This is a genomic window from Streptomyces cacaoi, assembly GCF_006539165.1.
GTDB classification, from domain to species: domain Bacteria; phylum Actinomycetota; class Actinomycetes; order Streptomycetales; family Streptomycetaceae; genus Streptomyces; species Streptomyces cacaoi.
In genome coordinates, this window is sequence record NZ_BJMM01000001.1 from 13,886 (window position 1) to 39,558 (window position 25,673).

16 protein-coding genes and 1 pseudogene are annotated in these 25,673 nt (G+C 75.0%); 7 read left to right on the forward strand and 10 right to left on the reverse strand.

What is annotated here, in order from left to right:
- The first annotated feature begins 44 nt into the window (after positions 1 to 44).
- Positions 45 to 977 carry a 3-hydroxyacyl-CoA dehydrogenase family protein gene (locus SCA03_RS00060; protein WP_230988415.1) on the forward strand — a complete coding sequence of 311 codons (933 nt, stop codon included), beginning with the start codon at positions 45 to 47 and terminating at the stop codon, positions 975 to 977.
- 4 nt (positions 978 to 981) lie between these two features.
- Here the strand turns inward: SCA03_RS00060 and SCA03_RS00065 are convergent, their stop codons facing one another.
- The 4 genes from SCA03_RS00065 to SCA03_RS00080 all read right to left on the reverse strand — a co-directional run bounded on the left by SCA03_RS00065 (position 982) and on the right by SCA03_RS00080 (position 7,385).
- Positions 982 to 1,755, reverse strand: coding sequence for a Clp protease N-terminal domain-containing protein (locus tag SCA03_RS00065; protein WP_030890956.1), 774 nt, complete (start codon positions 1,753 to 1,755; stop codon positions 982 to 984).
- A gap of 54 nt (positions 1,756 to 1,809) precedes the next feature.
- Positions 1,810 to 2,922 (reverse strand): hypothetical protein, encoded by a 1,113-nt coding sequence (locus SCA03_RS00070; RefSeq protein ID WP_141275142.1) that lies wholly within the window; start codon positions 2,920 to 2,922, stop codon positions 1,810 to 1,812.
- 86 nt (positions 2,923 to 3,008) lie between these two features.
- On the reverse strand, positions 3,009 to 6,206 hold the full coding sequence (locus tag SCA03_RS00075) for an FAD-binding and (Fe-S)-binding domain-containing protein (protein ID WP_086815460.1): 3,198 nt from the start codon (positions 6,204 to 6,206) through the stop codon (positions 3,009 to 3,011).
- 78 nt (positions 6,207 to 6,284) lie between these two features.
- Complete coding sequence (locus SCA03_RS00080) at positions 6,285 to 7,385, reverse strand: enolase C-terminal domain-like protein (protein ID WP_086815459.1); 1,101 nt, start codon at positions 7,383 to 7,385, stop codon at positions 6,285 to 6,287.
- 374 nt (positions 7,386 to 7,759) lie between these two features.
- Here SCA03_RS00080 and SCA03_RS00085 point away from each other — a divergent pair, with 374 nt between their 5' ends.
- Together SCA03_RS00085 and SCA03_RS00090 are read left to right on the forward strand one after the other, a co-directional pair.
- Positions 7,760 to 9,565, forward strand: coding sequence for a thiamine pyrophosphate-requiring protein (locus tag SCA03_RS00085; RefSeq protein WP_030886344.1), 1,806 nt, complete (start codon positions 7,760 to 7,762; stop codon positions 9,563 to 9,565).
- Between the two features lie 81 nt (positions 9,566 to 9,646).
- Entirely contained in the window at positions 9,647 to 10,693 is a 1,047-nt protein-coding gene (locus SCA03_RS00090; protein ID WP_086815458.1) for an SDR family oxidoreductase, read from the forward strand.
- Positions 10,694 to 11,003: 310 nt separating this feature from the next.
- On the opposite strand, the gene SCA03_RS00095 is transcribed toward SCA03_RS00090, so the two are convergent.
- A complete protein-coding gene (locus SCA03_RS00095; protein ID WP_086815457.1) occupies positions 11,004 to 12,827 on the reverse strand; it encodes a glycoside hydrolase family 15 protein in 1,824 nt (607 codons plus the stop codon).
- Positions 12,828 to 13,430: 603 nt separating this feature from the next.
- Between SCA03_RS00095 and SCA03_RS00100 the strand changes: the two genes are divergently transcribed.
- Both SCA03_RS00100 and SCA03_RS00105 read left to right on the forward strand, forming a co-directional pair.
- Positions 13,431 to 14,219 carry a hypothetical protein gene (locus tag SCA03_RS00100; RefSeq protein ID WP_063764667.1) on the forward strand — a complete coding sequence of 263 codons (789 nt, stop codon included), beginning with the start codon at positions 13,431 to 13,433 and terminating at the stop codon, positions 14,217 to 14,219.
- A 164-nt stretch (positions 14,220 to 14,383) separates the two neighbouring features.
- Positions 14,384 to 15,775, forward strand: a complete 1,392-nt coding sequence (locus tag SCA03_RS00105; RefSeq protein ID WP_086817697.1) for a cytochrome P450 — start codon at positions 14,384 to 14,386, stop codon at positions 15,773 to 15,775.
- Positions 15,776 to 16,005: 230 nt separating this feature from the next.
- Here the strand turns inward: SCA03_RS00105 and SCA03_RS00110 are convergent, their stop codons facing one another.
- Positions 16,006 to 16,422 carry a CBS domain-containing protein gene (locus SCA03_RS00110; protein WP_030886336.1) on the reverse strand — a complete coding sequence of 139 codons (417 nt, stop codon included), beginning with the start codon at positions 16,420 to 16,422 and terminating at the stop codon, positions 16,006 to 16,008.
- A gap of 566 nt (positions 16,423 to 16,988) precedes the next feature.
- On the opposite strand from SCA03_RS00110, the gene SCA03_RS00115 reads away from it, so the two are divergent.
- Positions 16,989 to 18,434, forward strand: coding sequence for a GntP family permease (locus tag SCA03_RS00115; RefSeq protein ID WP_170298207.1), 1,446 nt, complete (start codon positions 16,989 to 16,991; stop codon positions 18,432 to 18,434).
- A 30-nt stretch (positions 18,435 to 18,464) separates the two neighbouring features.
- On the opposite strand, the gene SCA03_RS00120 is transcribed toward SCA03_RS00115, so the two are convergent.
- The 3 genes from SCA03_RS00120 to SCA03_RS00130 form a co-directional block, all read right to left on the reverse strand.
- A complete protein-coding gene (locus tag SCA03_RS00120) occupies positions 18,465 to 19,352 on the reverse strand; it encodes an SDR family oxidoreductase (protein ID WP_086817696.1) in 888 nt (295 codons plus the stop codon).
- 267 nt (positions 19,353 to 19,619) lie between these two features.
- Positions 19,620 to 21,902: a catalase gene (locus SCA03_RS00125; protein ID WP_078873998.1), complete on the reverse strand. Its 2,283-nt coding sequence runs from the start codon at positions 21,900 to 21,902 to the stop codon at positions 19,620 to 19,622.
- A gap of 151 nt (positions 21,903 to 22,053) precedes the next feature.
- Complete coding sequence (locus SCA03_RS00130; protein ID WP_078873999.1) at positions 22,054 to 23,022, reverse strand: Rieske (2Fe-2S) protein; 969 nt, start codon at positions 23,020 to 23,022, stop codon at positions 22,054 to 22,056.
- A gap of 206 nt (positions 23,023 to 23,228) precedes the next feature.
- On the opposite strand from SCA03_RS00130, the gene SCA03_RS00135 reads away from it, so the two are divergent.
- The gene (locus tag SCA03_RS00135; RefSeq protein ID WP_086817694.1) at positions 23,229 to 24,140 is read left to right on the forward strand and encodes a class I SAM-dependent methyltransferase; all 912 of its coding nucleotides are present in this window, start codon (positions 23,229 to 23,231) and stop codon (positions 24,138 to 24,140) included.
- A gap of 46 nt (positions 24,141 to 24,186) precedes the next feature.
- On the opposite strand, the pseudogene SCA03_RS00140 reads toward SCA03_RS00135, so the two are convergent.
- Positions 24,187 to 25,560: pseudogene (locus SCA03_RS00140) on the reverse strand (purine-cytosine permease family protein).
- Positions 25,561 to 25,673: the final 113 nt, after the last annotated feature.

Here is a 25,673-nt window from a genome sequence, read left to right on the forward strand (position 1 = left end):
CCCGGCCGGCCGAGGACATCCCGAGCGGACGGAAGGAGCCCGGCGTGGGCGAATGGACGGACACCACGGACAGCACGGACAGCGGGGCGGCGGTGCCGGTGCCGCGGACCATCGGCGTCGTCGGCGCCGGAACCATGGGGGTCGGCGTCGCACAGTGCTTCGCCGCCGCCGGGCACACCGTGGTGGTCGTCGACCCGGTGCAGGAGGCGCTGCGCAGCGCGCCCGGCCGGCTGCGCGACGGGGTGCGGGCGGCCCGGCTGCTGCGCCGGCGCGACGCGGCGGCCGGTGCCGCGCCCACCGCCGACCCGGAGCGGGTGACCTGGTCCGGCGAGCTGTCCGTGCTCGCCGACGCCGGGTTCGTCGTGGAGTGCGCCCCGGAGAAGGAGCCGGTCAAGGAGAAGGTGCTGCGCGAACTCGACGCGGTGTGCGGCCCGGAGACGGTCTTCGCCTCCTGCACCTCGTGCATCCCCGTCGCCCGGCTCGCCTCCTTCACCGGACGGCCCGACCGGGTCATCGGCACCCACTTCATGAACCCGGCGCCCCTCAAGGACGCCGTCGAGGTCGTCCGCGGCCCGGAGACCGCGGAGCGGACCCTGCGGCTGACGCTGGCCGTCCTCGACGGTCTCGGCAAGCACGGCCTGGTCGTCCGCGACGCCCCCGGCTTCGTGACCAACCGGGTGCTGATGCTCACGCTCAACGAGGCCGCGACCGTGCTCGACGAGGGCACGGCGGACGCCGACACCGTGGACCGCGTCTTCCAGGACTGCTTCGGCCACCCGACCGGCCCGCTGCGCACGGCCGACCTCATCGGCCTGGACACCGTGCGCGATTCGCTGCTGGTGCTGCTGGAACACACCGGCGACGAACGGTTCCGGCCGTGCCCGCTGCTGTCCCGCCTCGTCGCGGACGGGCGGACGGGACGCAAGAGCGGGCACGGCTTCTTCTCCTACCCGGTGCGCACGCCGCGCCCGGCGTGACCGCTCAGGACCGGGCGTCCTCGGCGGCCGCCCGGTCCTGTTCCTCCTGAGCGGCCAGCAGCGGCGCGAGGAGCGCGGTGATCTGCTCCTCGGCCGCGTCCTTGGTCACACCGAGGCCGCTGAGCACCCCCGTGCCGTCCTCGAACTCCAGCAGCGCCAGCAGGAGATGCTCGGTGCCGACGTAGTTGTGGCCCAGCCGCAGGGCCTCCCTGAAGGTGAGTTCGAGCGCCTTGCGCGCACCGGCGTCGAAGGGGACGAGCGCGGGCGGCTTGCCCTCCTGCACCGGCGGCAGGGCGGCGGTGGCCGCTTCCCGCACCCTGTCCGGCGGGATCTCCAGGGCGTCGAGCGCCTTCGCGGCGAGGGAGCCCCGGTCGGCCAGCAGGCCGAGGACGAGGTGGGCGACGTCGATCCGGTGGTACCCCTCGGCGTGTGCGGCTTCCTGGGAGGCCACCACGGCCTCCCGCGCCCGCGTGGTGAACCGGCTGAACCCCTGCGAGGGATCCAGCGTCTCGGCGGGATCGGACTCCTTGGTGACGAAGCGCTTCTGCGCCGCCTGGCGGGTGACGCCCATGCTCTTGCCGATGTCCGTCCAGGAGGCCCCGGAGCGGCGGGCCTGGTCGACGAAGTGGCCGATCAGATGGTCGGCGACCTCGCCGAGGTGCTCGGCGGCGAGGACCGCGTCGGAGAGCTGTTCGAGGGCGTCGGTGTGGACCTTCTTGATGGCCTCGATCAGTTCGTCGAGGCGTACGGGATACGGGGTGCGAGTCGATTCGCTCATGCCGCAACCGTAGGTTGACAGCAGGACCACCGTCAACCCTTGGTTGACATGTGCTCAGTCCACTTCCGCCCCGGCGAACACCGCGTCGATCTCCGCCCGGTGCGCGGTCCCGCCGGCCGGGGCGGGGGACGGACCGGCGCCGGGTGCGACGCCGAGCAGAAAGGCCGCGTGCGCCGCGTCCACGGAGACCAGCGTCAGCCGGAGCGTTCCGGTGCCGCCCCGGCCGTCCCGGGTGCGCAGGGTCACCGTGTGCGCGCGATGCCCGTCCACCTCCGTGCGGTGCGAGGAGAGCGGCCGGGAACCGCCGTCGGGGAAGAAGAAGGCGGCGTTCGAGCGGGCGGCGCGCTCCGCGGCCGAGCGGAGCCGTTCCCCGGACACCGCGGGGGAGCGGCCGGCCGCGACGAGACCGCCCGGGTCCCCGCGCCCGCCGGCCGTGACGGACGAGGTGAAGGCCGGCACCAGGTCGTCCGGCGCACTCCGCGTCCAGCCCTCCGGGACCGGGTAGGAGAGCCCGGCCCGGCCGTCCGTCACCCGCGGCCGGTCCGCGAGCGGGCCCCGCTGCTCGCCGGCCACCAGCCACCGGCCCAGCGTGACGGCGCCCGCCAGTGCGAACACCACGGCGCCGACGACACCGGCCACCGCCGCCCGCCGCCTGCCGTGCAGCACCCGCAGCAGCGCCGGGCCGTCCGCCTCGGGGCCGCCGCCGGTCCCGGCGGGCGCACCCGGCGCGGGCTCGTCGGGCGCGGTGCCGTCGGGCGCCGGGGCGCCCGGTACGGGATCGAGGGGTGCGGGCGCACCGGACGCGGCGTCGCCGGGTACGGGCGTGCCGGGTGCGGGATGTGCGTGTGCGCACGGGTGCGGTGCGGGCCCGTGGGTGTGCGTGCCCGGGAGCGGCGCGGGGGCCACGGCGGTGCGGCCGTGCCCCGGTGCCGGTCCGGGGGCGGGGACGAGGACCTCCGGGTGGGCGAAGCCGTGTCCCGCCGTGGTCGGGCACCGGCCCCGGTCCGGCGCGTAGTCGTGCACCGGTGCCTCCGGGTCCGCCGCGGCCCCCGGCTGCCGTGCCCCGGGCGCCGCTCCGTCCGCGCGGCCGTGCGCCGGGGGCGGCGGTCCGGGGTGCGGCGGGTACGGCGGTCCCGGAACCTGGCCGGGCGGCGGGGACGTGGACATGGCTCCAGGGTCCCCGGCGCCGTCGCTCAGCGCCTGAGTCGGACTACTCAGCGCTCCTACTCAATCGGCCTGCCCCGTAAGGGAGTTCAGGATCCGCCGCGCCGACCGGCGGCCCGCGCGGCGACGGCCGGTACCGCGCACACGGCCGCCGCCGTCGCGGCCCGCGCGGCGCGGCGGCCGGCGCCGGGACGCGGCGCCGGACTCGCGAACACCTCCTCGGGCGGGGTGTCCGCCGGCCGCTCCTCGCCCCGGTGCGCCGCCCTCATCAGCTCCGCCAGATGCAGGGCGGCGCGGCCCGTGCCGGCGTGGTCGAGCTGGGTGCGGCAGGAGAAGCCGTTCGCCACCACGGCCGTGCCGGTGTCCGCCTCGCGGACCGCGGGCAGCAGCGCCTGTTCGCCGCACTCCAGGGAGATGCCGTACTTGCCGTCCTCGAAGCCCCAGGAGCCGGCCAGCCCGCAGCAGCCGCCGGCCAGGTCGCGGGTGCGCAGGCCCATGCCCTCCAGCAGTTCCCGTTCGGCGGCCACACCGCCGGTGGCCCGCTCGTGGCAGTGCCCCCACAGCAGCGCGGTGCCGCCCTGCGCCATCCGCGGCGGCTCGATGCCGAAGTCCCGGAAGAACTGCGCGAAATGGCGTGCCCCGGCCCGCAGCCGGCGTGCGTCGTCGTCGTGCGGGAGGACCGAGGACAGCTCGTCCTTGAAGACGGCCAGACAGCTGGGCTCCATGCCCACGACGGGCGTGCCGGCCCGCAGATGCGGACGCAGCACGTCGACGACACGGCGCAGATAGCGCTCGGCGGCGTCCAGGAAGCCGTAGTCGTACAGCGGGCGCCCGCAGCACAGATGCCGGTCCGGCATGAGGACGCGGCCGCCCGCCGCCTCGATCGCCTCGACGGCCGCGACGCCCACCCCGGTGTGGAAGTGGTTGGTGAAGGTGTCCGGGAAGAGCACCACGGGACGGCCGTCCGGGTTGGCGGTGCCGCGCCGCCGGTACCAGGAGCGCAGCGTCGTCGGCGCGAACCCCGGCAGCGGGCGCCGCCGGTCGATACCGGCGACGGCGCGGGCCAGCCGGGCGGCGCCGGGCGCGTGGGTGGCCGCGTCGGCCAGCTCCGGCAGCCACGAGGCGGCCCGGGCGGCCTGGTCGATGAAGCCGAACGCGTAGGCGTACCGGGGGCGCCAGCGGCGCAGCGACCGGTAGTGGTGGTGCAGGAACTCCGCCTTGTAGCTGGGGATGTCGACGTCCACCGGGCAGTCGCTGGTGCACCCCTTGCAGGCCAGACAGAGATCGAGCGCGTCGGCGACCTCCGTGGACTGCCAGCCGTCGGTGATCACCTCGCCGCGGAGCATCTCGTACAGCAGCCGCGCCCGGCCGCGGGTGGAGTGCTTCTCCTCCCGGGTGACCTGGTAGCTGGGGCACATCGTCTGCTGGTCGGCGGCGCGCGGATTGCGGCAGGCGCCGACGCCGACGCAGCGCTGGGTGGCGTGGGCGAAGTCGTCGTCGTCCGCGGTGAGATGGAGCGTCGTGCGCGGGTGCGCGTGGTGCGTGTCGGGGCCCAGCCGCAGATCCGCGTCCAGCGGGTAGGGATCGACGACCTTGCCCGGGTTCATCCGCGCCTGCGGGTCCCAGATCAGCTTGAACTCCCGCATGGCGTCGAGGAGTTCGCCGCTGTACTGCCGGTTCAGCAGCTCGCCGCGCTGCTGCCCGTCCCCGTGCTCCCCGGACAGGGAACCGCCGTAGGAGCCGACGAGGGCGGCGGCCTCCTCCAGGAAGGAGCGGTAGCGGGCCACCCCCTCGGCGTCCCGCAGGTCGAAGCCGATCCGGGAGTGGATGCAGCCCTGCGCGAAGTGCCCGTACATCGCGCCCCGCAGCCCGTACCGCTCCATCAGCCCGGTCAGCTCGCGCACATACGAGCCGAGCCGCTCGGGCGGGACGGCGGAGTCCTCCCAGCCGGGCCACTGTTCGCCGGACGGCGGGAAGGCGGTCGAGCCCAGCCCGGCCTCCCGGACCGCCCACAGGTCCTGGGCCGGCACCGCCCCCGCGGGGTCCTCGTCGGCCACCGTGATCCGGTCGCCGGCGAACCCCTCGGTCCGGCGCAGCCACGCCGCGAACCCGCGCGCCTGCTCCGTCGCCTCGTCGTCGGTGTCGGCGCCGAACTGGACGAGCAGCCAGGCGCCGCCGCCCGGCTCCGGCAGCTCCCGCAGCGAGCGCGGATTCATGTTCTGCCGCTGCTGATCGGTGATCAGCTCCTTGTCCAGGGCCTCCAGGCCGACCGGGGCGAAGTGCTCCATGAGCCGCGGCACATGGTCGGCGGCCTCCGCGATCGAGCCGTACTCGACGGCGACCAGCCTGCGGCACAGCAGCGCCGGGGTGAGCAGCAGTTCCGCCTCCAGCACCGTGGCGCAGGTGCCCTCCGTGCCGGCGAGGGCCCGTGCGACGTTGAAGCCGTTCTCCGGCAGCAGCTCGTCCAGGTTGTAGCCGGAGACGCGGCGCGGCATGGTGCGCACCGAGGGGAAGCCGGCCCGGATCGCGTCCGCGTACCGGTCGCGCAGCGCACGCAGCCGGGCGTAGATCTCGCCCTTGCGGCCCCCGGCGGCGATGATCGCGTCCAGGTCCCGCTCCTCGTCCACCCCGACCCGGAACCGGTCGCCGCCGTAGGTGACCACCTCCAGCGCGTGCAGATTGTCGCTGGTCCGCGGCCCCGGGCCGTACAGCTGCGACTGGACGGAGTGGATACCGCAGGAGTTGTTGCCGATGTTGCCGCCGATCGCGCAGCGGGAGTGCGTGGAGGGGTCAGGGCCGAACACCAGCCCGTGCGGCCCGGTGTGCCGGTTCAACTCCTCGTTGATCACGCCGGGTTGGCAGGTGACGCGGCGCGCCCGGGTGTCCAGCCGGCCGATGCGCGTCAGATACTTCGAGTGGTCGACGACGACGGCGTGGTTGACGGTCTCCCCGGACAGGCTCGTGCCCCCGCCCCGGTCGAGGACGGGCGCGCCGTACCGGTGGCACAGCCGGTGCACCGCCACGACGTCCTCGGCGGTGCGCGGCACGACGACACCGATCGGCACCTGTCGGAAGTTGGAGGCGTCGTGCGCGTACAGCGCCCGCGAACCCGCGTCGAAGCGCACCTCGCCCTCCACCTCCGCGCACAGATCGCGCGCGAGCCGCCCGACGGGCAGCACCGTCCGGCCGCCGGGCGGCCCGGGCTCGGCCGGCTCCACCTCGACGGGCACCCGCAGCGTGCCGTCCCGCGGCCCGTCGTCGCCTTCCGCTCCCGTGAACCTGGCCATGCGCTGCCTCCTCCTGCTCCTGGCGGGCCTCCGGTTCCCCGGCGCCCCCGGCCGTCGCTGTGCCGCCTGCCGTCCGGCTCAGCCGGGGCGTCTGCCGTGCACCCGGTAGGGCTCGGCGTCGGACCAGCGCACCTCCAGGCCCAGCCCCGGGCGGTCCCGCGGCGGCCGCAGCACCCCGCCCTCCGGCCGCGGTACGCCGTCGAACAGCAGGGCCTCGATCCGTACGTGGTCGTGGAACCACTCCAGGTGGCGCAGCCGTTCGACCGCGCAGAAGCCGTGCGCGGAGACGGCGGGCGCGCAGTGCGCGGACAGATCGACACCGCGCGCGGCACACAGCCCCGCGACCCGCAGCAGACCGGTGACGCCGCCGCAGCGGGTGAGGTCCGCCTGGAGGCAGTCGACGGCGCCGGCGTCCAGCAGCGCCGTGAAGTCGCCCAGCACGTTGCCGTACTCGCCGGCGGCCACCTCCTGACCCGGCGGCCGCGCCGCGCGCACCTGCCGCAGCCCCTCCGGGTCCTCCGAGCCCACCGGCTCCTCGAACCAGCGCACATCCCACTCGTCGGCCAGCCGCACCGCCCAGCGCCGCGCCTCCCGGCGCCCCAGACCGCCGTTGGCGTCCACGAACAGCTCGGTGTCCGGGCCGATCGCCGCGCGGACTGCCGTCAGCCGCTCCGCGTCCCGCGCCGGATCCCGCGCGATCTTGAGCTTCACCCGGGGCACGCCCTCGTCCGCCCAGCCGGCGAGCTGCTCGGTGAACCGCCCGGTGGAGTAGTTCGTGAAGCCGCCGCTGCCGTAGACGGGCACCCCGTCGTGCACGGCGGGCAGGGCGCGGAAGAGCGGCACGTCCAGCAGCCGGGCGCGCAGATCCCACAGGGCGATGTCCACGGCCGACAGCGCCATCGCGCCGGCGCCGGAGCGGCCGGCGTTGCGGACCGCGGCGTTCATCCGGTGCCAGAGGGCTGCCGGCGCCCGGGCGTCGCCGCCGCGCACGGCCGGCGCGAGCAGCGAGGCGGCGAATCCGGCCACGGCCGGCCCGTCCCCGTAGGTCCAGCCCAGCCCGCAGCGGCCCGCGGCGTGCACCCGCACGAGGACCGCCGTCGTCGCCTCCCAGCGCAGCGTGGCGTCCTCCTCGACGCCGTCCGGGCCGTCGGTCGGCACCCGGAAGGCGTGCACGTCCATGCCGTCGACCGGTACCGGGCCCGGGGCGTCGTCCCGGAGCTCGGCGGTGTCCGCCGGCGGCGGTCGTGTGCTCGGCGCCAGGGGTCACCCTCCGTGGTTCTGTGTGGTTCTGTGTGGTTCCCGGTGGTTCCCGGTGGTTCCCGGTGGTTCCCGGTGGTTCCCGGTGGTCTTCCGGGGTCCTTCGTGCTCCTCGGTGGTCGCGCCCGGTGTGCGCCCTGCGTGACGCCGGTGCGGGCGTCCGCGGGCGGCGACGAGCGCCCCCGGCTGGCGGGGTACCTCCCGACCGCCGGACGAAACGGCGTCCTGTTTGCGCCGTGCGGCGCCGTGGGACCCGGGGCACCGGACCGAACGTCACCGTGCGGATGGGGAGCACCATGGCCCAGCAGGTAGCCGACTACGTTCTCGAACGCCTCAGCGACTGGGGGGTGCGGCGCGTCTTCGGATACCCCGGGGACGGCATCAACGGCATGCTCGGCGCGTTCGACCGGGCGGACGGGGACCCCGAGTTCATCCAGGTGCGGCACGAGGAGATGGCCGCCTTCATGGCGTGCGGGCACGCGAAGTTCACCGGCGAGGTGGGCGTGTGCGCGGCCACCTCGGGGCCCGGCGCCATCCATCTGCTCAACGGGCTGTACGACGCGAAGCTGGACCACCAGCCGGTGGTGGCCGTCGTGGGCCAGCAGAAGCGCATCGCGCAGGGCACCCACTTCCAGCAGGAGGTGGCCCTGGAGCATCTGTTCGCGGACGTCAGCGAGTTCTGCCAGATCTGTATGGACCCCGGGCAGGTGCGGCACGTCATCGACCGCGCCTTCAAGACGGCGCTGACCACCCGCGGTGTCGCCACGATCATCCTGCCCGAGGACGTCCAGGAGGCCGAGGCACAGCCCTCGCCGCCCAAGGAGCACGGCGCGGTCTTCTCCAGCGTCGGATGGTCCCGGCCGCGGGTGCTGCCCAACAAGGACGAGCTGCACAAGGCCGCCCGCGTCCTCAACGAGGGCAGCAAGGTCGCCCTGCTGGTCGGACAGGGCGCCGCCGACGCGGAGGAGGAGGTTCTCCAGACGGCGGACCTGCTCGGCGCCGGTATCGCCAAGGCCCTCCTCGGCCGGGACGTCGTCCCCGACGAACTCCCGTACGTCACCGGGCCCATCGGCCTGCTGGGCAGCAAGGCCAGCGACGACATGATGCTGAACTGCGACACGCTGCTCATGATCGGCAGCAGCTTCCCGTACGGCGAGTGGCTGCCGGACGAGGGCAGTTGCCGCGGTGTGGAGATCGACATCGACGGCCGCATGATCGGGATCCGCTACCCGATGGAGGCACACCTCGTCGGCGACTCCAAGGAGACCCTGCGGGAGCTGATACCCCTCCTGGAGCGCAAGGAGGACCGCTCCTGGCGCGACCAGGTCGAGGAGAGCGTGCGTACCTGGAACACCGTGCTGGAGAAGCGGGCCGCGCAGAGCTTCCAGAACACCATCAACCCGCAGGCCGTCGCGCACGAGGTCTCCCCGCTGCTGCCGGACGGCGCCATCCTCACCGCCGACTCCGGCTCCGCCACCAACTGGTGGGCCCGGCACATCAAGCTGCGCAAGGGCATGCACGCCTCGCTCTCCGGCACCCTCGCCACGATGGGCCCGGGAGTGCCGTACGCCATCGCCGCGCGCTTCGCCCACCCGGACCGGCCCGTCATCGGGTTCATCGGGGACGGCGCGTTCCAGATGAACGGCATGAACGAGATGCTCACGGTCAAGCGGTACGCGGACCGGCTCACCGGCTCGGCGCCCCTGATCTTCTGCGTCTTCAACAACCAGGACCTCAACCAGGTCACCTGGGAACAGCGCGCCATGGGCGGCGACCCCAAGTACCCGGGCTCGCAGGACATCCCGGACTTCCCCTACGCGCAGTACGCCGAACTCGCCGGGCTCAAGGGCATCCGGTGCACGGAACCCAAGGAGGTCACCAACGCCTGGCAGGAGGCGCTGGCCGCGGACCGCCCGGTGGTGCTGGAGTTCGTCGTCGACAGCGAGATCGCGCCCATTCCGCCGCACGTGATGAAGGACCAGGCCGTCAAGACGCTCAAGGCCGGGGTGAAGGACCCGCAGCGCGCGGGCATCGCCGCCCGCGGCTTCCGGCAGAAGCTCACCGAGATGTACGAGAACCTGCCGGGCCGCAAGAGCGACTGAGGACGCCCGAGGACGCTGAGGAGACGGAGAGGCGTCCGGGCCGCACCCACGGCCCGGACGCACACAGGGAGGAGCAGCACCATGGCGGCCACGCGGAAGGGCGAGGGGCGCCGGGTCGTCGTCGTGACGGGCGCGAGCGCCGGCGTCGGCCGGGCCACGGCCCGCGCGTTCGGCCGGCGGCACGACGCCGTCGCGCTGCTCGCACGCGGCGAGCTGGGACTGCACGAGGCGGCGCGCGAGGTGCGCGAGGCCGGGGGCACGGCGCTCGCCGTGCCCACCGATGTCTCCGACCCGGACGCCGTGGAGGCGGCGGCCGACCGGATCGAGCGGGAACTCGGCCCGCTCGACGTCTGGGTCAACACCGCCTTCAGCACGGTCTTCGCGCCCGTCACCGACATCCGGCCCGAGGAGTTCCGGCGGGCGCTGGAGGTCACCTTCCTCGGCACCGTCAACGGCACCAGGACCGCGCTGCGCCGGATGCTGCCACGCGGCCGGGGCACCGTCGTCCAGGCCGGCTCGGCCCTCGCCTACCGGGGAGTCCCGCTCCAGGCCGCCTACTGCGCCGCCAAGCACGCCATCCAGGGCTTCCACGAGTCCCTGCGCTGCGAACTGCTGCACGAGCGCAGCCCGGTCCGGGTCACCATGGTGCAGCTGCCCGGGCTCAACACCCCCCAGTTCGACTGGGTGCTCTCCCGGCTGCCCCGCGCCCCGCGCCCGGTGCCGCCCGTCCACCAGCCGGAGGTGGCCGCCCGCGCCCTGGTGCACGCGGCCGCGCACCCCGGACGCCGCGAGTACTGGACCGGAGCGGCCACCGTCGCCACCCTGCTCGGCGACAAGTTCGCGCCCGGACTGCTGGACCGCTCCCTCGCCCGCACCGGCTACGCCTCCCAGCAGCGGGAGCACCCGCCCGCACCGGACCGCCCCGTCAACCTGTGGGAACCGGCCGACGGCCCCGGCGGCACCGACCACGGCGCACACGGCGCCTTCGACGACGAGGCCCGCACCCGCAGCGCCCAGTCCTGGGCCTCCCGGCACCACGGCACCCTCGCGGGCCTCGCCCTGGCCCTCACCACCCTCGGCGGCTACGCGGCCCGGCAGCTCAACAGGGCCCGCAGCGCCGGGGGTTGACCACCGCGCTGGCGCCCGGCGGCGTCGCCGGGCGGCGAGGGGAAGCGCAGGGGGAGCCGCTCCCGGCCATCGCGCTGAGGACTCAACCAGCGCCGAGGCTTCACCGGTGCCGGGGCTTCACCCGTGCTGGGCGTTCACCAGCGCCGGGGCTTCACCAGCGCCGGCTGGCTTCACCCGTGCCGGGGGCCCACCAGCGCCGGGATTTCACCATCCCGGGGACGTCGTCAGCCCCGGGGATGTCGTCAGCCCCGGGGATGTCGTCAGCCCCGGGGATGTCGTCAGCCCCGGGGATGTCGTCAGTGCCCGGGCTTCACCGGGTGCCCGCCCCGCCGGGGGGTTCCGCCAGGCCGGCGGCGGACTCCAGGAGCGCCGCGTGCACGAACGCCTGCGGCAGATTGCCGCGCAGCTGCCGCTGCCCCACGTCGTACTCCTCGGCGAACAGTCCGGGCGGACCGTGCGCCGACCGGGTGCGCTCGAACCACCGGGCCGCCGCGACCGGCAGGCCCTCCCGGTGCGTGGCCAGCGCCATCGTGAACCCGCACAGCAGAAAGGCGCCCTCGGCCTCGCCCAGCGGCCGTGCGTCGTGCCGGAAGCGGTAGACGAACCCGTCCCGCGTCAGCTCCCGTTCGATCAGCCGCCGGGTCCTCCGCGCTCCCGGATCGTCCTCGCCCAGCCCCCGCCGGGCCAGCGGCGCCAGCACCGAGGCGTCGGGACCCGCGTCGTCCGCCGCCCGGCCCCAGGCGCCGTCGGTCCGCAGACAGCGGCGGGACGTCTCCCGCAGGATCGTCGTGGCCAGTTCCTCCCAGCGCCCGGCCGCCGGGCCCGGCACCTCTCGCGCCAGCGCCCGCAGCCCGGTGACGACGCTCAGCCGCGAATGCGTCCACCAGCGCTCCTCCAGCTCCCACAGGCCCGCGTCCGGACGCTGCCAGTACCGCTCGACGGAGGCCACCGCCACCTCGGCGGCCCGCAGCGCGTCCTCGTCGAGCCGGTCGTGGCGGGCGGCGGCGGCCAGCAGTTGGAGCACCTCGCCGAAGGTGTCCAGCTGGAACTGGCGTGCCGCCTTGTTCCCCGCCTCGTCCCCGCCGCCCGGATAGCCGGGCAGGCCCAGATGCCGCTCGTCGGGGACCTCGCCGCCGTCGGTGGTGTACGCCGGGCGCAGGGCCTCGCCGTCGTCCAGCACCCGTGCGGTCGCGAAGCGGACGGCGTCGTCCAGCAGCGGATGCGGTCCGTGTGCCGCGACCGCCAGCCCGGCGTACGCCTGGTCGCGCAGCCACACGTACCGGTAGTCGTAGTTGCGCTGCGCGTAGGCGCGTTCGGGCAGCGAGGTCGTCGCGGCGGCGACCATGCCGCCGCCCGCTGCGGTCAGCCCGGTCAGCACGGCACACGCGTGCCGGGCCGCGCCCGCCGGGGTCAGCCCGGTGCCGCACGGCGCCCTGTCGCGCCACCAGCGTTCCGTCGCCGCCCACCACCCGGCCGCGTCCAGGCCGTGGCCGCCGCCGGGCGCCGGCCGGTTCCGTGCGGTCAGCTCCAGCACGAGATCGTGTTCCTCGCCGCGCGCCAGGACCCGCTCGGCGCACAGCCCGCCCCCGGGCCCCGGCCGTGCCTCGGGCAGCCCCGACCAGCGCACCGTCAGGGACTCGCTCCGCGCATGCCACACCCCGCCCTCCAGCCGAGGGACGGAGAGCGCCTCACGGCCGAAACCCGGCCGCGGGTCCAGCTCGACCCGCATCCGCGCCTCGCCCTCCACGACCCGCAGCCGGCGCAGCAGCACCACCCGGGCCGGGTCGGCGGGCACCGCCAGCGCCTCCCGGCACTCGACGATGGCGTGCGTCGTCACCCAGCGGCTCACATGGACGAGCGTGCCGTCCTCGTAGTAGCCGCCCCACACGTGCCAGTCGTCCGCCGGCCGCACGGTCCAGACCCCGGGGCCGCCGAGCAGCGCGGAGAACACGGCCTCGTCGGCCCAGCCCGGCGCACACAGCCACACGATCTCCCCGCGCGGTGAGACGAGCGCTCCCCGCTCCCCGTCCCCGAGGAACGCGTAGTCGCGCAACGCCCAGGGCGCCGGCGCCCCGGGAAACGGTTCGACCGCCGCACCACCCGCCGTACGCGCCCCACGCGCCAGACGCCGCATCCTCACCTTCCCGTACTCGCCTGCACCTGCTGCACGCCCGTGCACCCGCGGCCCGCGGCGGCGCACGGCCCGGCATCCGGGGCCGACGACGTGCGCCGCCCGCCGGGGGCACGCGGCACGCCGTCGCGCACCGGAGGCCCGGGGCGCGCTGTCTCACGCCGAGACCCGCCGGCTCGGGCCCGCACCCATGGGGGTACGGGCCCGCGGCCGAAGCCCGTCGACGGGTGTCCGGTGCCGCCCCGGCGGCCGGGGCGGCGGCAGCGCCCGGGAGCGGGGGGCACGCCCGGGGGCGCCGTCCGCCGCCGCCGGTCACCGACGGCCGTCGCCGGGTACCCACCGTCCGGTACGGGACACCCGCTGTCGGTGCGCGCCGTCCGCACGGGACAGCGGCTGTCGGCGGGAGGCCGCAGGGGGACGCCGCAGGGGGACGCCGCCGGGGACGAGGAGCGTGGGTGAGGAGCGCGGGCGAGGAGCGCGGCCGGGGTTGGCCGTGCCGCCTGCGGGTTTCCGCGTCCGCCGCACCGGCTACGCACGTTCCCGCCGACGACGGGTACCCGGGGCCCGGACCACGGGTACCCGGGCCCCGAACGAAGGAGGCGAGCGATGCCACCCGAGAACGCCGAGCACGCCGAACGCCCCGAGCGCCCCGAGCCCGCCGAGCGGAGGGAACACGAGCCCGTGCCGCCGCGCCGCGGCTGGGACGAGCCCAAGCTCGGCAAGGCCGACACCCAGAACGTGTCCGGGACCGACGCCCAGCAGCCCGAGATCGCTCAGGGCCCGGCAGAGGGGCTCGAACCGGGGGAGCGGGTCGCACGCGGGGCCTGGCAGCCCCCGGTGGCGGAGGACGCGCCCCCGTCCCCGGGCGGCGCACCCGACGGGGAACCCTTCACCGACGCCGAGCCCGCCGGCACCCACGACCCGGGCGTCAGTCCGGAGGACGAGGGCATCCCCAACCTCCAGGACGGCACCCCCGAGCAGCAGTGGTCGAGCGACCCGCAGCAGGAGTCGGTGCCCGGCGACCTGCCGACGGCGGGCACCCGCGCCGCCCCGACACCGGCCGAGTCCCGCGAGGGCGAGAGCCTGGACGAGCGCCTCGCCCAGCAGGAACCGGAGGCCGACCCCCGCGCCGCGGCCGAACCGGGAGCCGGACGGGACATCGGCACTCCGGGCGTCCCCAGCGAGACCTCCGGCCGGCTCTACGAGGAAGCCGAGGCGATGCCGCCCCGGCGGCAGGACATCCACGCGGAGGAGACCGGCAGCAACGGCCTGTCCGCCGAGGAGGAGGCGACCCGCACCCTCAGCGAGGACGAGGCCGAGGCGCCCGTCGCCGAGGACGAGACCACCGGCCCCGTGGGCGAGGGCCCCCGCGAGACCCCCACCCGCAACCCCTGACCCGGGGTCTCCCACCGCCCGTTCGGCCTCCTGCACCGGGACGCACGGCCCGGCGCGGGCGTCCCGGGCCCGGTCGTCCCGGCGTCCCGTTTCGCCGATCACCGCCCGGGCACCCGGCAGCGACACCGGCTCCCGAGCCATGACCCCGATCCGCAGGAGGACGTATGTCCGTCCGCACCGTCGAGCGGCGCACCCCGGGCGTGGCCCGGTGCCTCGGCGCGGCCGACACGGCCCGGGTGCTGACCCGGGTGCTGCTGCCGACCGTGCTCGAAGGGCCGGTGCTGCGCCGGCGCTGGGCCATGGCGCTCGCGGAGCGCTTCCAGTGGGAGGCGACGGCCGTCGCCACGGTGCGCGGCCTGTTCGCGCGGCGCGGTTCGGGACCGCTGCTGATGCGGGCGTTCGGCCGTCGTCTGGCGCTGGTCGGCGATCCGGACCATGTACGCCGTGTACTGGAGGGGACGCCCACGCCGTTCAGCCCCGCCTCGGCGGAGAAGCGTGCCGCGCTGGACCAGTTCCAGCCGCACGGCTCGCTGATCTCCCAGGGGCGGGTCAGGCAGGAGCGGCGCCGGGCCAACGAGGCGGCGCTGGAGCCGGGGCGACCGCTGCACCGGGCCGCGGGCCGGATCGCCGCGGTGGCCGGTGCGGAGGCGGCGGCCGTCACCCGGCAGGCCGCCGGGCGCGGCGTGCTGGACTGGGACACGTTCGCGCGGGGCTGGTGGCGGGCGGTCCGCTCGATCGTGTTCGGCGAGGCCGCCCGGGAGGAGGCCGAGCCGGTCCGCACCCTGGAGCGGCTGCGCGCGGCCGGGAACTGGGCCTACCTGTCGCCGCGCAGGCGTGCCCTGCGTGACCGCTTCGTGGCCGGGCTCCGGGAGGCCGTGGGCCGCGCCGAGCCGGGCAGCCTGGCGGCGGCGCTGCCGGATCCGGCCGGTACGGAGCCGGACGTCGACCCCTACGGCCAGGTCGCCCACTGGCTGTTCGCCTACGACGCCGCCGGCATGGCGACCTTGCGGACGCTCGCCCTCCTCGCCACACACCCGGACGCCGCGGCCCGCGCCCACCGCGAGGCGGCACAGGCGGTACGGGGAGCCGGGGCGGGCCCGGCGGCGCAGTCGGCGGGTCAGCCCGCTGAACTGCCGTTCCTGCGGGCCTGTGTGCTGGAGTCGGTGCGGCTGTGGCCGACGACGCCCCTGCTGCTGCGCGAGAGCAGCGACGAGACGGACCTGGACGGCGCCCATCTGCCGGAGGGCACGGCGCTCGTCCTGTTCACGCCCTATCTGCACCGCTCCGTACCGGCGGGCGCGTACGCGCACAGCTTCGCGCCGGACATCTGGCTGGACGGCACGGCGGCGGCCAACCCCGCGCTGGTGCCGTTCAGTTCGGGGCCCGGCCGCTGTCCCGGCCGCGACGTCGTGCTGTCGACCGCGAGCAACTGGCTGGCCGGGGCGCTCACCGCGGGCCCGGCACACGGGCTCGTCTCCCGGACGCGCCCCGTCCCCGGAGCGCCCCTGCCCGCGACCCTGGACCACTTCGGCCTCCGCTTCACCGTCCGCGGCTGAGCAGCCCGAGGGCGCCGGCGGAATCGCTCACGGGACCGGAGGCATCGGTCCGGGACCGGAGGCATCGGTCGCGGACGGCACCGAGTTCACGGACGGCGCCGAAGTTCACGGACGGCGCCGACGGGGAGCGGTCAGCGACGGGGAGCGTGTCGGCGCAGGTCCGCCCGGCCGACGCGCGGTGCCGCGCCGGTCGGCCGGGCGGTTCAGTGGAGTCCGGCGGTTCAGTCGGCTCAGTCCGCGGAGAGTGCCGCCAGCAGTTCGCCCGTGTCCGGGGTGGGGAGCGACCGGGCGACATCGGCCTGGGCGACCATGCCGACCAGTGTGGTGCCGTCGATCACCGGAAGGCGCCGCACCTTGTGCTCGGTCATGGTGGCCATGGCCTCCTCTGCCGAGTCGTCCGCCCCGACGGTGACGGCCTCGGCCTGCTGGAGTTCGCCGGCCTTCGTCGTCGCGGGATCCTTGCCGGCCGCGAGCACCTTCACCACGACGTCGCGGTCGGTGAGCACGCCCTTCAGCTTCTCGTCGGTTCCGCAGATGGGCAGCGCGCCGACGCCGAGCTGCGCCATCCGCTCGGCCGCCTGCTGGACGGACTCCTCGCTCCCGACGCACTCGGCGCCGGGGCTCATGAGATCGCGGGCCGTCGTCATCTCGCTCATCCTTTCGTGCCGTTCGGTGTCCGTACGGGCGTCGCACGCTCAGCTGCCACGCTCACGTACGCGGCCACGCGTCCCGGGTCTCCGCCGTCGCGCCCCTTTAAAACCGGCGCGCGCGGCGGAAAGCGGCGCGCGCGGCGTCCCGGGCCGGGGCCCGCGGGGGACGGTGCACCGCGGCCGCCGGGCCGACGCGGACGGCCGGGCGGGCCCCGAGGCAGGGGCCGTGCACTCGAAAGGATGAGGAACGGACGGAGGGATGGCGCGGTTCCTGCCGGTGCCCTCATCCTCACAAAGGGAGCACCCCGGTACGCACGACGCACCTTCCCGACCGGCGGTGCACCACCGGAAGTTCGGCAGGGCGCCGCCGGACCCGGCCCGGCACGCACTTCCCTTTCCCCACGTGATCCCGCACACCGCGTCCCCGCACGGGCAAGGCCGCCCGCGGGTGCCGACAGCGAAGCACTCCCCGGCCGGTGCCGCGAGCGGATGCTCCTGCGGGCGTGCCGACAGGGGGCAGCACCGACGCCTCCACCGCACGCGGCGAACGGAGGTGGCACGGCGTGGAACCCCGGCTCCTGGCGGCGCTCGTCCTCGCGATCCTCACCGTCGTGGTGATCGTGCTGCGCACCCGCCTCGACGCCTTCTTCGCCCTGCTCTTCGCGGCGCTGGTGACGGGGTTCGTCGCGGGCGCGCCGGTGGCGGAGGTCGTCGAGGCGGTCACCACGGGCTTCGGGGACACGCTCGGGTCGATCGGGATCGTCATCGGACTCGGGGTGGGCCTCGGCAAGATCCTTGAGGTGTCGGGCGCGGCCGACGCGCTGGCCCGCGCCTTCGTACGGGCGCTGGGCACGGGCCGGGAGGACTGGGCGATGGGCGGCACCGGTGCGCTGGTGGCCATCCCGGTCTTCTGCGACTCCGGGTTCGTCATCATGAACCCGCTCGCCCGCTCCATCGCCCGCAGCAAACGCGCCGGCTACGTCACGCTCGCGCTCACCCTCGGCTGCGGCATGACGCTCACCCACCATCTGGTGCCGCCGGCTCCGGGCCCGCTGGGCGTCGCGGGCATCCTGGGCGCCGACGTGGGCGGCCTGGTGCTGGCCGGGCTGGCCTTCACCGTGGTGCTGCTGCCCGTCGTGGTCGGGTACGCGCGGTGGATCGGGCCGAAGCTGGAGGGCTCGCTGCTGCCGGAGGTGCGCAGAGCGGTGTACGGCCGGGCACCGTCGGGCGGTTCGTGCGCGCCGGCCGGGGAGGGGGAGAAGGAACCGGACGGCGGGCCGGCTCCCGCGCTCGGTACCCCGCCCCGGGACGGTAAGCCGCACCGGGTGGGGCCCCTGCTGGCCATGGTGCCCCTGCTGGTCACTCTCCTGCTCATGATCGCCAACACGGTGGTGACCGCGGTCGGCGAGCGGGGTGCGGAGTCCGGCGGGGACACCCCGCCCTCGGCCGCGCAGTCGGTGGTGATGTTCCTCGGCAGCCCCGTCGTGGCGCTGCTGGTCGGCCTCGTGCTCGCCGTCTATGTGCTGCTGCCGCGCTGGACGCCCCGCAGCCAGGTCGACAACTGGCTCTCGGAGGCGGCGTCCTCGGCCGGGCTCATCATCCTGGTCACGGGGGCGGGCGGGGCGCTCGCCGAGGTGCTGCGGGGGTTCCACGTCAGCGACACCCTGGCGGCGGTGATCGCCTCCTGGGGGCTGCCGGGCGTGCTGGTGCCCTTTCTGGTGGCCAGCCTCGTCCGGCTCGCGCAGGGTTCCGGAACCGTCGCGATGATCACGGCGGCCTCGGTGTCCGCGCCCCTCGGCCCGGAGCTGCACGTCTCTCCGCTGCTGGCGGCCATCGCGTGCTGCACGGGCGCGATGGTCTTCAGCTACTTCAACCACTCGTACTTCTGGGTGGTCACCCGGCTCACCGGGCTCGACGGCACGGCGGCGCTGCGCGGCTGGTCAGGCATCACCACAGCGGTCTGGCTCGCTTCACCGCCGCTGCTCCTGGCGGCCGGGACCTTCGTGTGACCTGCCGGCGGGCCGCCCGCCGCCCTCCCGCTACGGAAGAGACGCCCCGCCCGTCGCGTTGAGGATCTCGCCGGTGATGTACTGCGCGTCCTCCGAGGCGAGGAAGACATAGCCGGGCGCCATCTCGGCCGGCTGCGCGGGGCGTTCCCAGGAGCTGCCGGCGCCGAACTGAGAGGTCGACGGGAGCGTCGAGGGGATCAGCGGCGTCCACACCGGGCCGGGCGCCACGGCGTTCACCCGGATCCCCCGGTCGGCCACGTCGGCCGCCAGGCCGTGGGTGAAGGTGACGATCCCGCCCTTGGTCATGGCGTAGTCGAGGAGATGCGGCTTGGGCCGGTACGCCTGCACCGAGGTGGTGTTGATGATGCTGCCGCCCTGGGGGATGAGCGGCAGCGCCATCCGGCACAGCCAGAACATGCCGTACAGATTGGTGCGCACCACCCGGTCGAACTGCTCGGTGGAGATCCCGTCGATACCGTCCGGCTGCGCCATCTGGTACGCCGCGTTGTTGACGAGCACGTCGATCCGCCCGAACTCCCGCTCGGCGCGCTCCACCAGCCGCCGGCACGCGGCCTCCTCCCGGATGTCGCAGGGGACGGCGATCGCCTGCCGGCCGGCCGCGGTGACCAGCCGGGAGGTCTCCTCGGCCTCGCCGGTCTCCTCGGGCAGGTGGGTGAAGAGCACGTCGGCGCCCTCGCGGGCGAAGGCCAGGGCGACGGCCCGGCCGATGCCGGAGTCGCCGCCGGTGACGACGGTACGGCGGTCGGTCAGCCGTCCGCTGCCGCGGTAGCTGTCCTCGCCGTGGTCGGGCCGGGGCCGCATCTCCTCGGTGCTTCCGGGATGCGTCTGCTCCTGCTCGGGGAAGCCGGGCCGGGGGTGCCGCTCGGAGGGGTGGGATTCCGGGTCGCGCGGGGTCATGGCGTGCTCCTGTTCTCCGGGGTCTCGGTACGGCTTCTTCCGGGTTCCCGGACGGCTTCTCCGGGGGACGTGGACGGCTTCTCCGGCCCTTGCTGTGCCTGCTGCGGTGGCGCCGCGCGGCCCGGTGCGGGCCGCCGCCGGGCGGCGTGCGGCGCGGGACCGGCGGCCGGGGGCGCGGCACGGATCGCCCCCGCCGCGGCGGCCCGCACCGCCGGCACCCGGTCGGGGTCGGGGCACGGTTTCAGGACACGGGCTCAGGACACGGGCTCAGGACACGACGGCAGCGGCGGGGAAGCGGTCCCACACCCGGTGCCGGGAGAGCAGCTCGACGATCTCCCCGAGCACCGCGCGCGGGTCGTCGTCGGTCACCACGCCCGCCGAGCCGGCGGCGCAGCCGGCCGCGGCCAGCACGTCGGCGGCGCCCGCGCCCCAGCCGCCGAGCGGCTTCGCGTGCCGGTACGCCTCCGAGAGCAGGTGCAGCACCCGCGGGTCGGTGTTCGCGCCCTCGCCGCCGCCGGTCGCCGGGCCCAGCCCGGCCTTGGCGTCCCGCGCCCCGTAGGCGTCGGAGCCGCGGGCGGGCGCACCGGCCACCAGCAGCGCGTCGAACTCGGTCGAGCGGGCGTTCGCGAACGTCCGCTGCACGGTGACCGGTTCGCCCCCGTCACCGTCGAACCGGCCGCCGGCCGGCGCGATGACGAGCGGCACCATGCCGCCCGCGTCGACCGCGTCCCGGACGGTCCGCACGGCGTCCAGGCCGGAGCCGCCGTCGGTGATGATGCCGATGATCCGGCCCTGCGTCGGCCAGCTGTTGCCGACCTGGGAGAGCGCCGGGCTCGGGTCGACCTCGGCGAGGCGTCCGGACGGGTCGGGGGCGGGCAGCCCGAGCCCGTCGGCGACCTGGGAGCACAGCACGGGGTCGATGTCGGCCAGCGTCCGCAGCACCCGCTCCTTGACGGTGTTCTCGTAGCACTTGCTCAACTCGAAGGTGTAGGCCGCCACCACGTGCTCCCGCTCGACGGGGGTCAGGCTCAGCCAGAACCGGCGGGGCTGGCTGGTGTGGTCGGCGAACGAGGCGGGCACCTCGCGCACCTTGGCCGCCTTCGGCGTCTCGACGGGAACCTCCACGTAGCCGCCCTGGGCCGCCGCGGCCTGGAACGGGCAGCCGCCGTCCAGGGAGTTGGGGTGGTACGGCGCCACGCCCTGGTGCACCCCCGTCTGGTGCAGCCCGTCGCGGAGCATGTCGTTGACCGGTGCGTGGGTCCGGTTGACGGGGATCTGCGCGAAGTTGGGGCCGCCGAGCCGGGTGAGCTGGGTGTCGAGGTAGGAGAAGAGCCGGCCGGCCAGCAGCGCGTCGTCGGTGATGTCGATGCCGGGGACGAGGTGGCCCGGGTGGAAGGCGACCTGCTCGGTCTCCGCGAAGAAGTTCGACGGGTTGGCGTTCAGCGTCAGCAGCCCGATGGGCTGCACGGGCGCCCACTCCTCCGGGACGATCTTCGTCGGGTCGAGCAGATCGATGCCCTCGAAGGTCTGCTCGGGGGTGTCGGGGAAGGTCTGGATGCCCAGCTCCCACTCGGGGTGGGCGCCCGCCTCGATGGCGTCGGCCAGGTCCCGCCGGTGGAAGTCCGGGTCGACCCCGTTGATGATCTGGGCCTCCTCCCAGGTGAGGGAGTGCACGCCCAGCTTGGGCTTCCAGTGGAACTTCACCAGGGTCGTACCGCCCTGCTCGTTGACCAGCCGGAAGGTGTGGACGCCGAAGCCCTCCATCATCCGGAACGAGCGCGGGATGCCCCGGTCGGACATGTTCCACAGCGTGTGGTGCGCGGCCTCGGTGTGCAGGGAGACGAAGTCCCAGAAGGTGTCGTGCGCGCTCTGCGCCTGGGGGATCTCCCGGTCGGGGTGCGGCTTGCCCGCGTGGATGATGTCGGGGAACTTGATGGCGTCCTGGATGAAGAAGACCGGGATGTTGTTCCCGACCAGGTCGAAGACGCCCTCCGTCGTGTAGAACTTGGTTGCGAACCCGCGGGTGTCGCGGACCGTGTCGGCGGAGCCGCGCGAGCCGAGCACCGTCGAGAAACGGACGAAGACCGGGGTCTCGACGTCCTTGCCGAGGAACGCGGCCTTCGAGACCGAGGTGGCGGACCCGTAGCCGCGGAAGACACCGTGCGCGGCGGCGCCGCGGGCGTGCACGACCCGCTCGGGGATCCGCTCGTGGTCGAAGTGCATGATCTTCTCGCGCAGGTGGTGGTCCTGCAACAGCACCGGGCCGCGGTCCCCGGCCTTGAGCGAGTGATCGGTGTCCGGCAGCCGCAGCCCCTGCGCCGTCGTCAGATACGGGCCCGTCTGCGCGCGGACGTTCGCGTCGGTGTCCACTTCCTCGCCGGTGGCCGAGTACGGCTCCGGCTTCGTCTGGTCGGCCTTCGGCGGCAGGGGGCCGCGCGGCTCGGTGGGCTCCTCCAGCTGCGGTGGCTCGACGCCGGGCCGGCCGGGGATCTCCGGCTCGGAGCCGTTGCCACCTGCGCTGTGCTGTCCGTGGGGCGGGCGCGCTGCCATGGCGGTTCCTCCTGCTGCGGTGCTGATCGGACCCCGCAGGGGTACCGCCGGGTGCCGGGCTGAAACGGGGCGCGCCCGGGGATACGCCGCGCCGGGTGACGGCACGACTCAAGCGGCGTACCACCACGGGACCTCCGGCACCCGGCCGCGGCTACGGCAGCCGTACCTCCAGGCCGCCGTCGTCCGCCGTCCTCGTCTCGAAGACCGGCTGCGGCGCGGTGGCGGGGCCGCCCACGTTCGCCCCGTCGGCGAGCCGGAAGACGCTGCCGTGCAGGGGGCAGGTGACGCAGCCGTCCGCGACGCGGCCCCCGGACAGCGCGCCCGACTGGTGGCTGCACCGGTCGGCCAGCACCCGCACCCGGCCCCCGGCCTCGTCCGGCTCCCGCACCACCAGCAGCGGCACCTCGCCCAGCAGGAACCGGGACGGCTCACCGACGGGGAAGTCGGAGACCGAGCCCAGCCGGTGCCAGCCCTCCGGGACGACGTGCGGCACCGGCTCCGCCTTGTTGACGCCGACGGCCTGACGGTAGGCCAGATGACCGCCGATCATCCCGCCCACGCTCGCCGCCGTCATGCCCGCGTAGCCCAGCGCCCGGCCCCGCCACCGCCGGCCCCGCAGCCGTGCCACGAACGACGCCGCGTACAGGCCGACGGCCAGCGAGTTGGCCGCCGCGTGCACGACGCCGGTGCGCTGCTGTTCGGGGCGGGTGTCGGCCCAGTCCGTCCAGCCGGCGAGCGCCGCCGGCAGGGCCGCCAGCACGCCGGTGCCGACGAGCACCCGCCCGGCCCGTTCCGTTCCCGGCAGCAGGTCGAGCACCCCGGCCGACAGCCAGGCGCCCATCGGCACCTGCACCAGCAGGGGGTGGAGCGGATGCCCGAGCCAGCGGCCGCGCAGCAGGTCGCGGACGGTGCCGAGGGGCAGCGCGTGCACCGCGTCCCGCAGCGGGCCGGTGACGGAGTCCAGGGCGTCGGCCCGCGCCAGCGCGTCGACGGGGGCCGAGAGCGGCAGCTGTTCCAGCCGCCCGGTGAGGGTGTCGGCGCCGGGCGCCCCGCAGGCCCCGGCGGTGTCGGTGGTGTCGGCTGTGTGGTCCTTCGTGTCCTCGCGTGCTGTCGGATGCATATCGCTCCGGTTGCCTCACCCGGCGGGCGACAAACGGGCCGCACCCCGAGCCACTCGGTCGGCCCCGGGCCGCCGGAGGCCGGTGCGGTGCCCCGGGGCCGGGCTCCGTACGCCGTGGGCAAGTACGCGCGGTGCCGCCGGAGTTCGGCGGGCGCGGCGCGTAAAGGGCGCGCGCCGTTCCGCTCCGGGTGGTTAGCGTCGGGCCCATGAGCGAGCAGCAGGAGCACGGCTCCGGAGGACGTGCCGGGACCCACCCGGCCCACCCGGCCCCCGAGGCCGACGAGGCCCGCGCGGTCCCCGAGGTCTCCGGGACCCGCGAAGCGCGCGAGGCCCGCGAGATCAACAGGGCCAACTGGGAGGACCGGGCGGACGTGCACGCCCGCAGCGCCTTCTACGACCTTCCGGGGTTCCGGGCGGGCGCCTCCACCCTGCGCCCCTACGAGCCGGGCGAGGTGGGCGAGGTGGCGGGCCGCAGCCTGCTGCACCTCCAGTGCCACATGGGGCAGGACACGCTGTCGTGGGCCCGGCTCGGCGCGCGGGTGACGGGCCTGGACTTCTCCGCCCGGGCCGTCGCCACCGCGCGCCGGCTGGCCGCGGACACCGGGCTCTCCGGGCGGGCCCGCTTCGTCGTCGCGGACGTCCACGAGGCCGCCCGTGCGCTCGCCGGGGAGCGGTTCGACATCGTCTACACCGGGATCGGCGCTCTGGTGTGGCTGCCCGATCTCGACCGCTGGGCCGGGACCGTCGCCTCGCTGCTGAAGCCCGGGGGCTTCCTCTACCTCGTGGAGCTGCACCCGGTGGCCGAGGTGCTCGGCGACGACGGACGCACCGTGGAGTACGACTACTTCGACCGCCGCGCCCAGGAGTTCGACTCCCCGCACAGCTACACCGGCACCGACCACGAGCTGACCAGCACCCGGTCGGTGCAGTGGCAGCACGGCGTCGGGGACGTCGTCACCGCGCTGGCGCGCGCGGGGCTGCGCGTGGAGTTCCTGCACGAGCGGCCCAGCACCCTCTTCGCACGCTTCCCGGTGCTGGAGCGGGACGGCGGCGAGTACCGCTACCCGGCGGGCGTGCCCGGCGTCCCGCTCTCCTACTCCCTTCGCGCGAGCCGCTGAGGACGGCCGCCCGGCCGCGGGGGCGCGGCGGGGCGGCCGGGCGTGCTCAGGCCACCTGTTCGAGCGTCCGGTCGCGGGGCGCGAAGAGCCAGTACAGGGCGGCGGGGACGGCGAGCCCCACCAGCCAGGAGATGTCGGCACCGCCGAGCGGGGCGACGAGCGGGCCGGTGTAGAAGTTCGTGGCCAGGAACGGGAATTGGGCGGCGACGCCGATCCCGTAGATCGCCAGTGCCCGCCACCGCCAGGCGCCGTAGCGTCCCTCGGGGTCGCTGAGCGCGGGCAGGTCGTAGCGCTCCTTGGCGACGAGGTAGTAGTCGACGAGGTTGATGGCCGACCACGGGGTGAACGCCGTGAGCAGGAAGAGCAGGAAGTCCTTGAAGGACGACAGGAAGCTGTCCTTGCCCAGCAGCGCCACGATCGTCCCGGCGATCATGATGCCCGCGATGTAGGCGGCGCGTCCGGCGGGGGAGAGGGTGCGCCGGCCACGGAATCCGCTGACGCCGGTCACCACCGACATGAAGCCGCCGTAGGTGTTGAGCACGTTGATGGTGAGCTTGCCCAGCGCGATGACGAAGTACAGACAGGAGGTCGCCAGCGTGCCGGTGCCGCCGAGGCCGACGATGTAGCCGACCTCGTGCCCGACGAACGCGTCACCGGCGGCAGCGGCGGCCAGCGCGCCGAACGTCATGGACCACTGCGAACCGAGCGCCGAGCCGCCCAGCGTCCACCAGAACGTGGCGCGGGAGGAGGTGGAGCGCGGCAGATAGCGCGAGTAGTCGGCGACGTACGGGCCGAACGCCAGCTACCAGGAGGCGGACAGCGAGATCGCGAGCAGGAACATCGGCAGCGAGAAGGAGTGGTCGTCCAGCAGCGTGCCCAGGTCGGCGCGCTGGAGCAGCCGGATGCCGAGGTAGACGAAGGTGAGGGCGCACACCAGCCCCGCGATGCGGCCCAGCGCGTGGACGACCCGGTAGCCGATGGCCGCGGCCACGCCGGTGATCAGGGCGAAGAGGACGATCCCGGCGGTGTCGCCCAGGTGTGTCAGTTCGCCGACGGCCTGCCCGGCCAGCACCGTGCCGCTGGCGAAGAACCCGATGTACATCACGATGACGAGCAGCAGCGGGACGACGGCGCCGCGCACCCCGAACTGCGCCCTGCTGGAGATCATCTGGGGCAGGCCGAGCCGTGGGCCCTGCGCGGAGTGCAGGGCCATCACGGCGCCGCCGAGCAGATTGCCCATCAGCAGTCCTATGAGGGCCCAGAGGGCGCTGACGCCGAACACGACGGCCAGCGCCCCGGTGACCACGGCCGTGATCTGGAGGTTGGCGCCCAGCCACAGCGTGAACTGGCTGAACGCCGTGCCGTACCGCTCCTCGTCGGGCACGACGTCGATCGACCGCCGTTCCACCACACCTGACATGCGCAGCCTCCACTCGCCCCCCGGAACCCCCTTGCATGGATCCATTCAGACTGGGGGTCGAGTGAATGCACGTCAATCACAGGACGGTAAAACCCGACGTCGCGGAGGCGTCC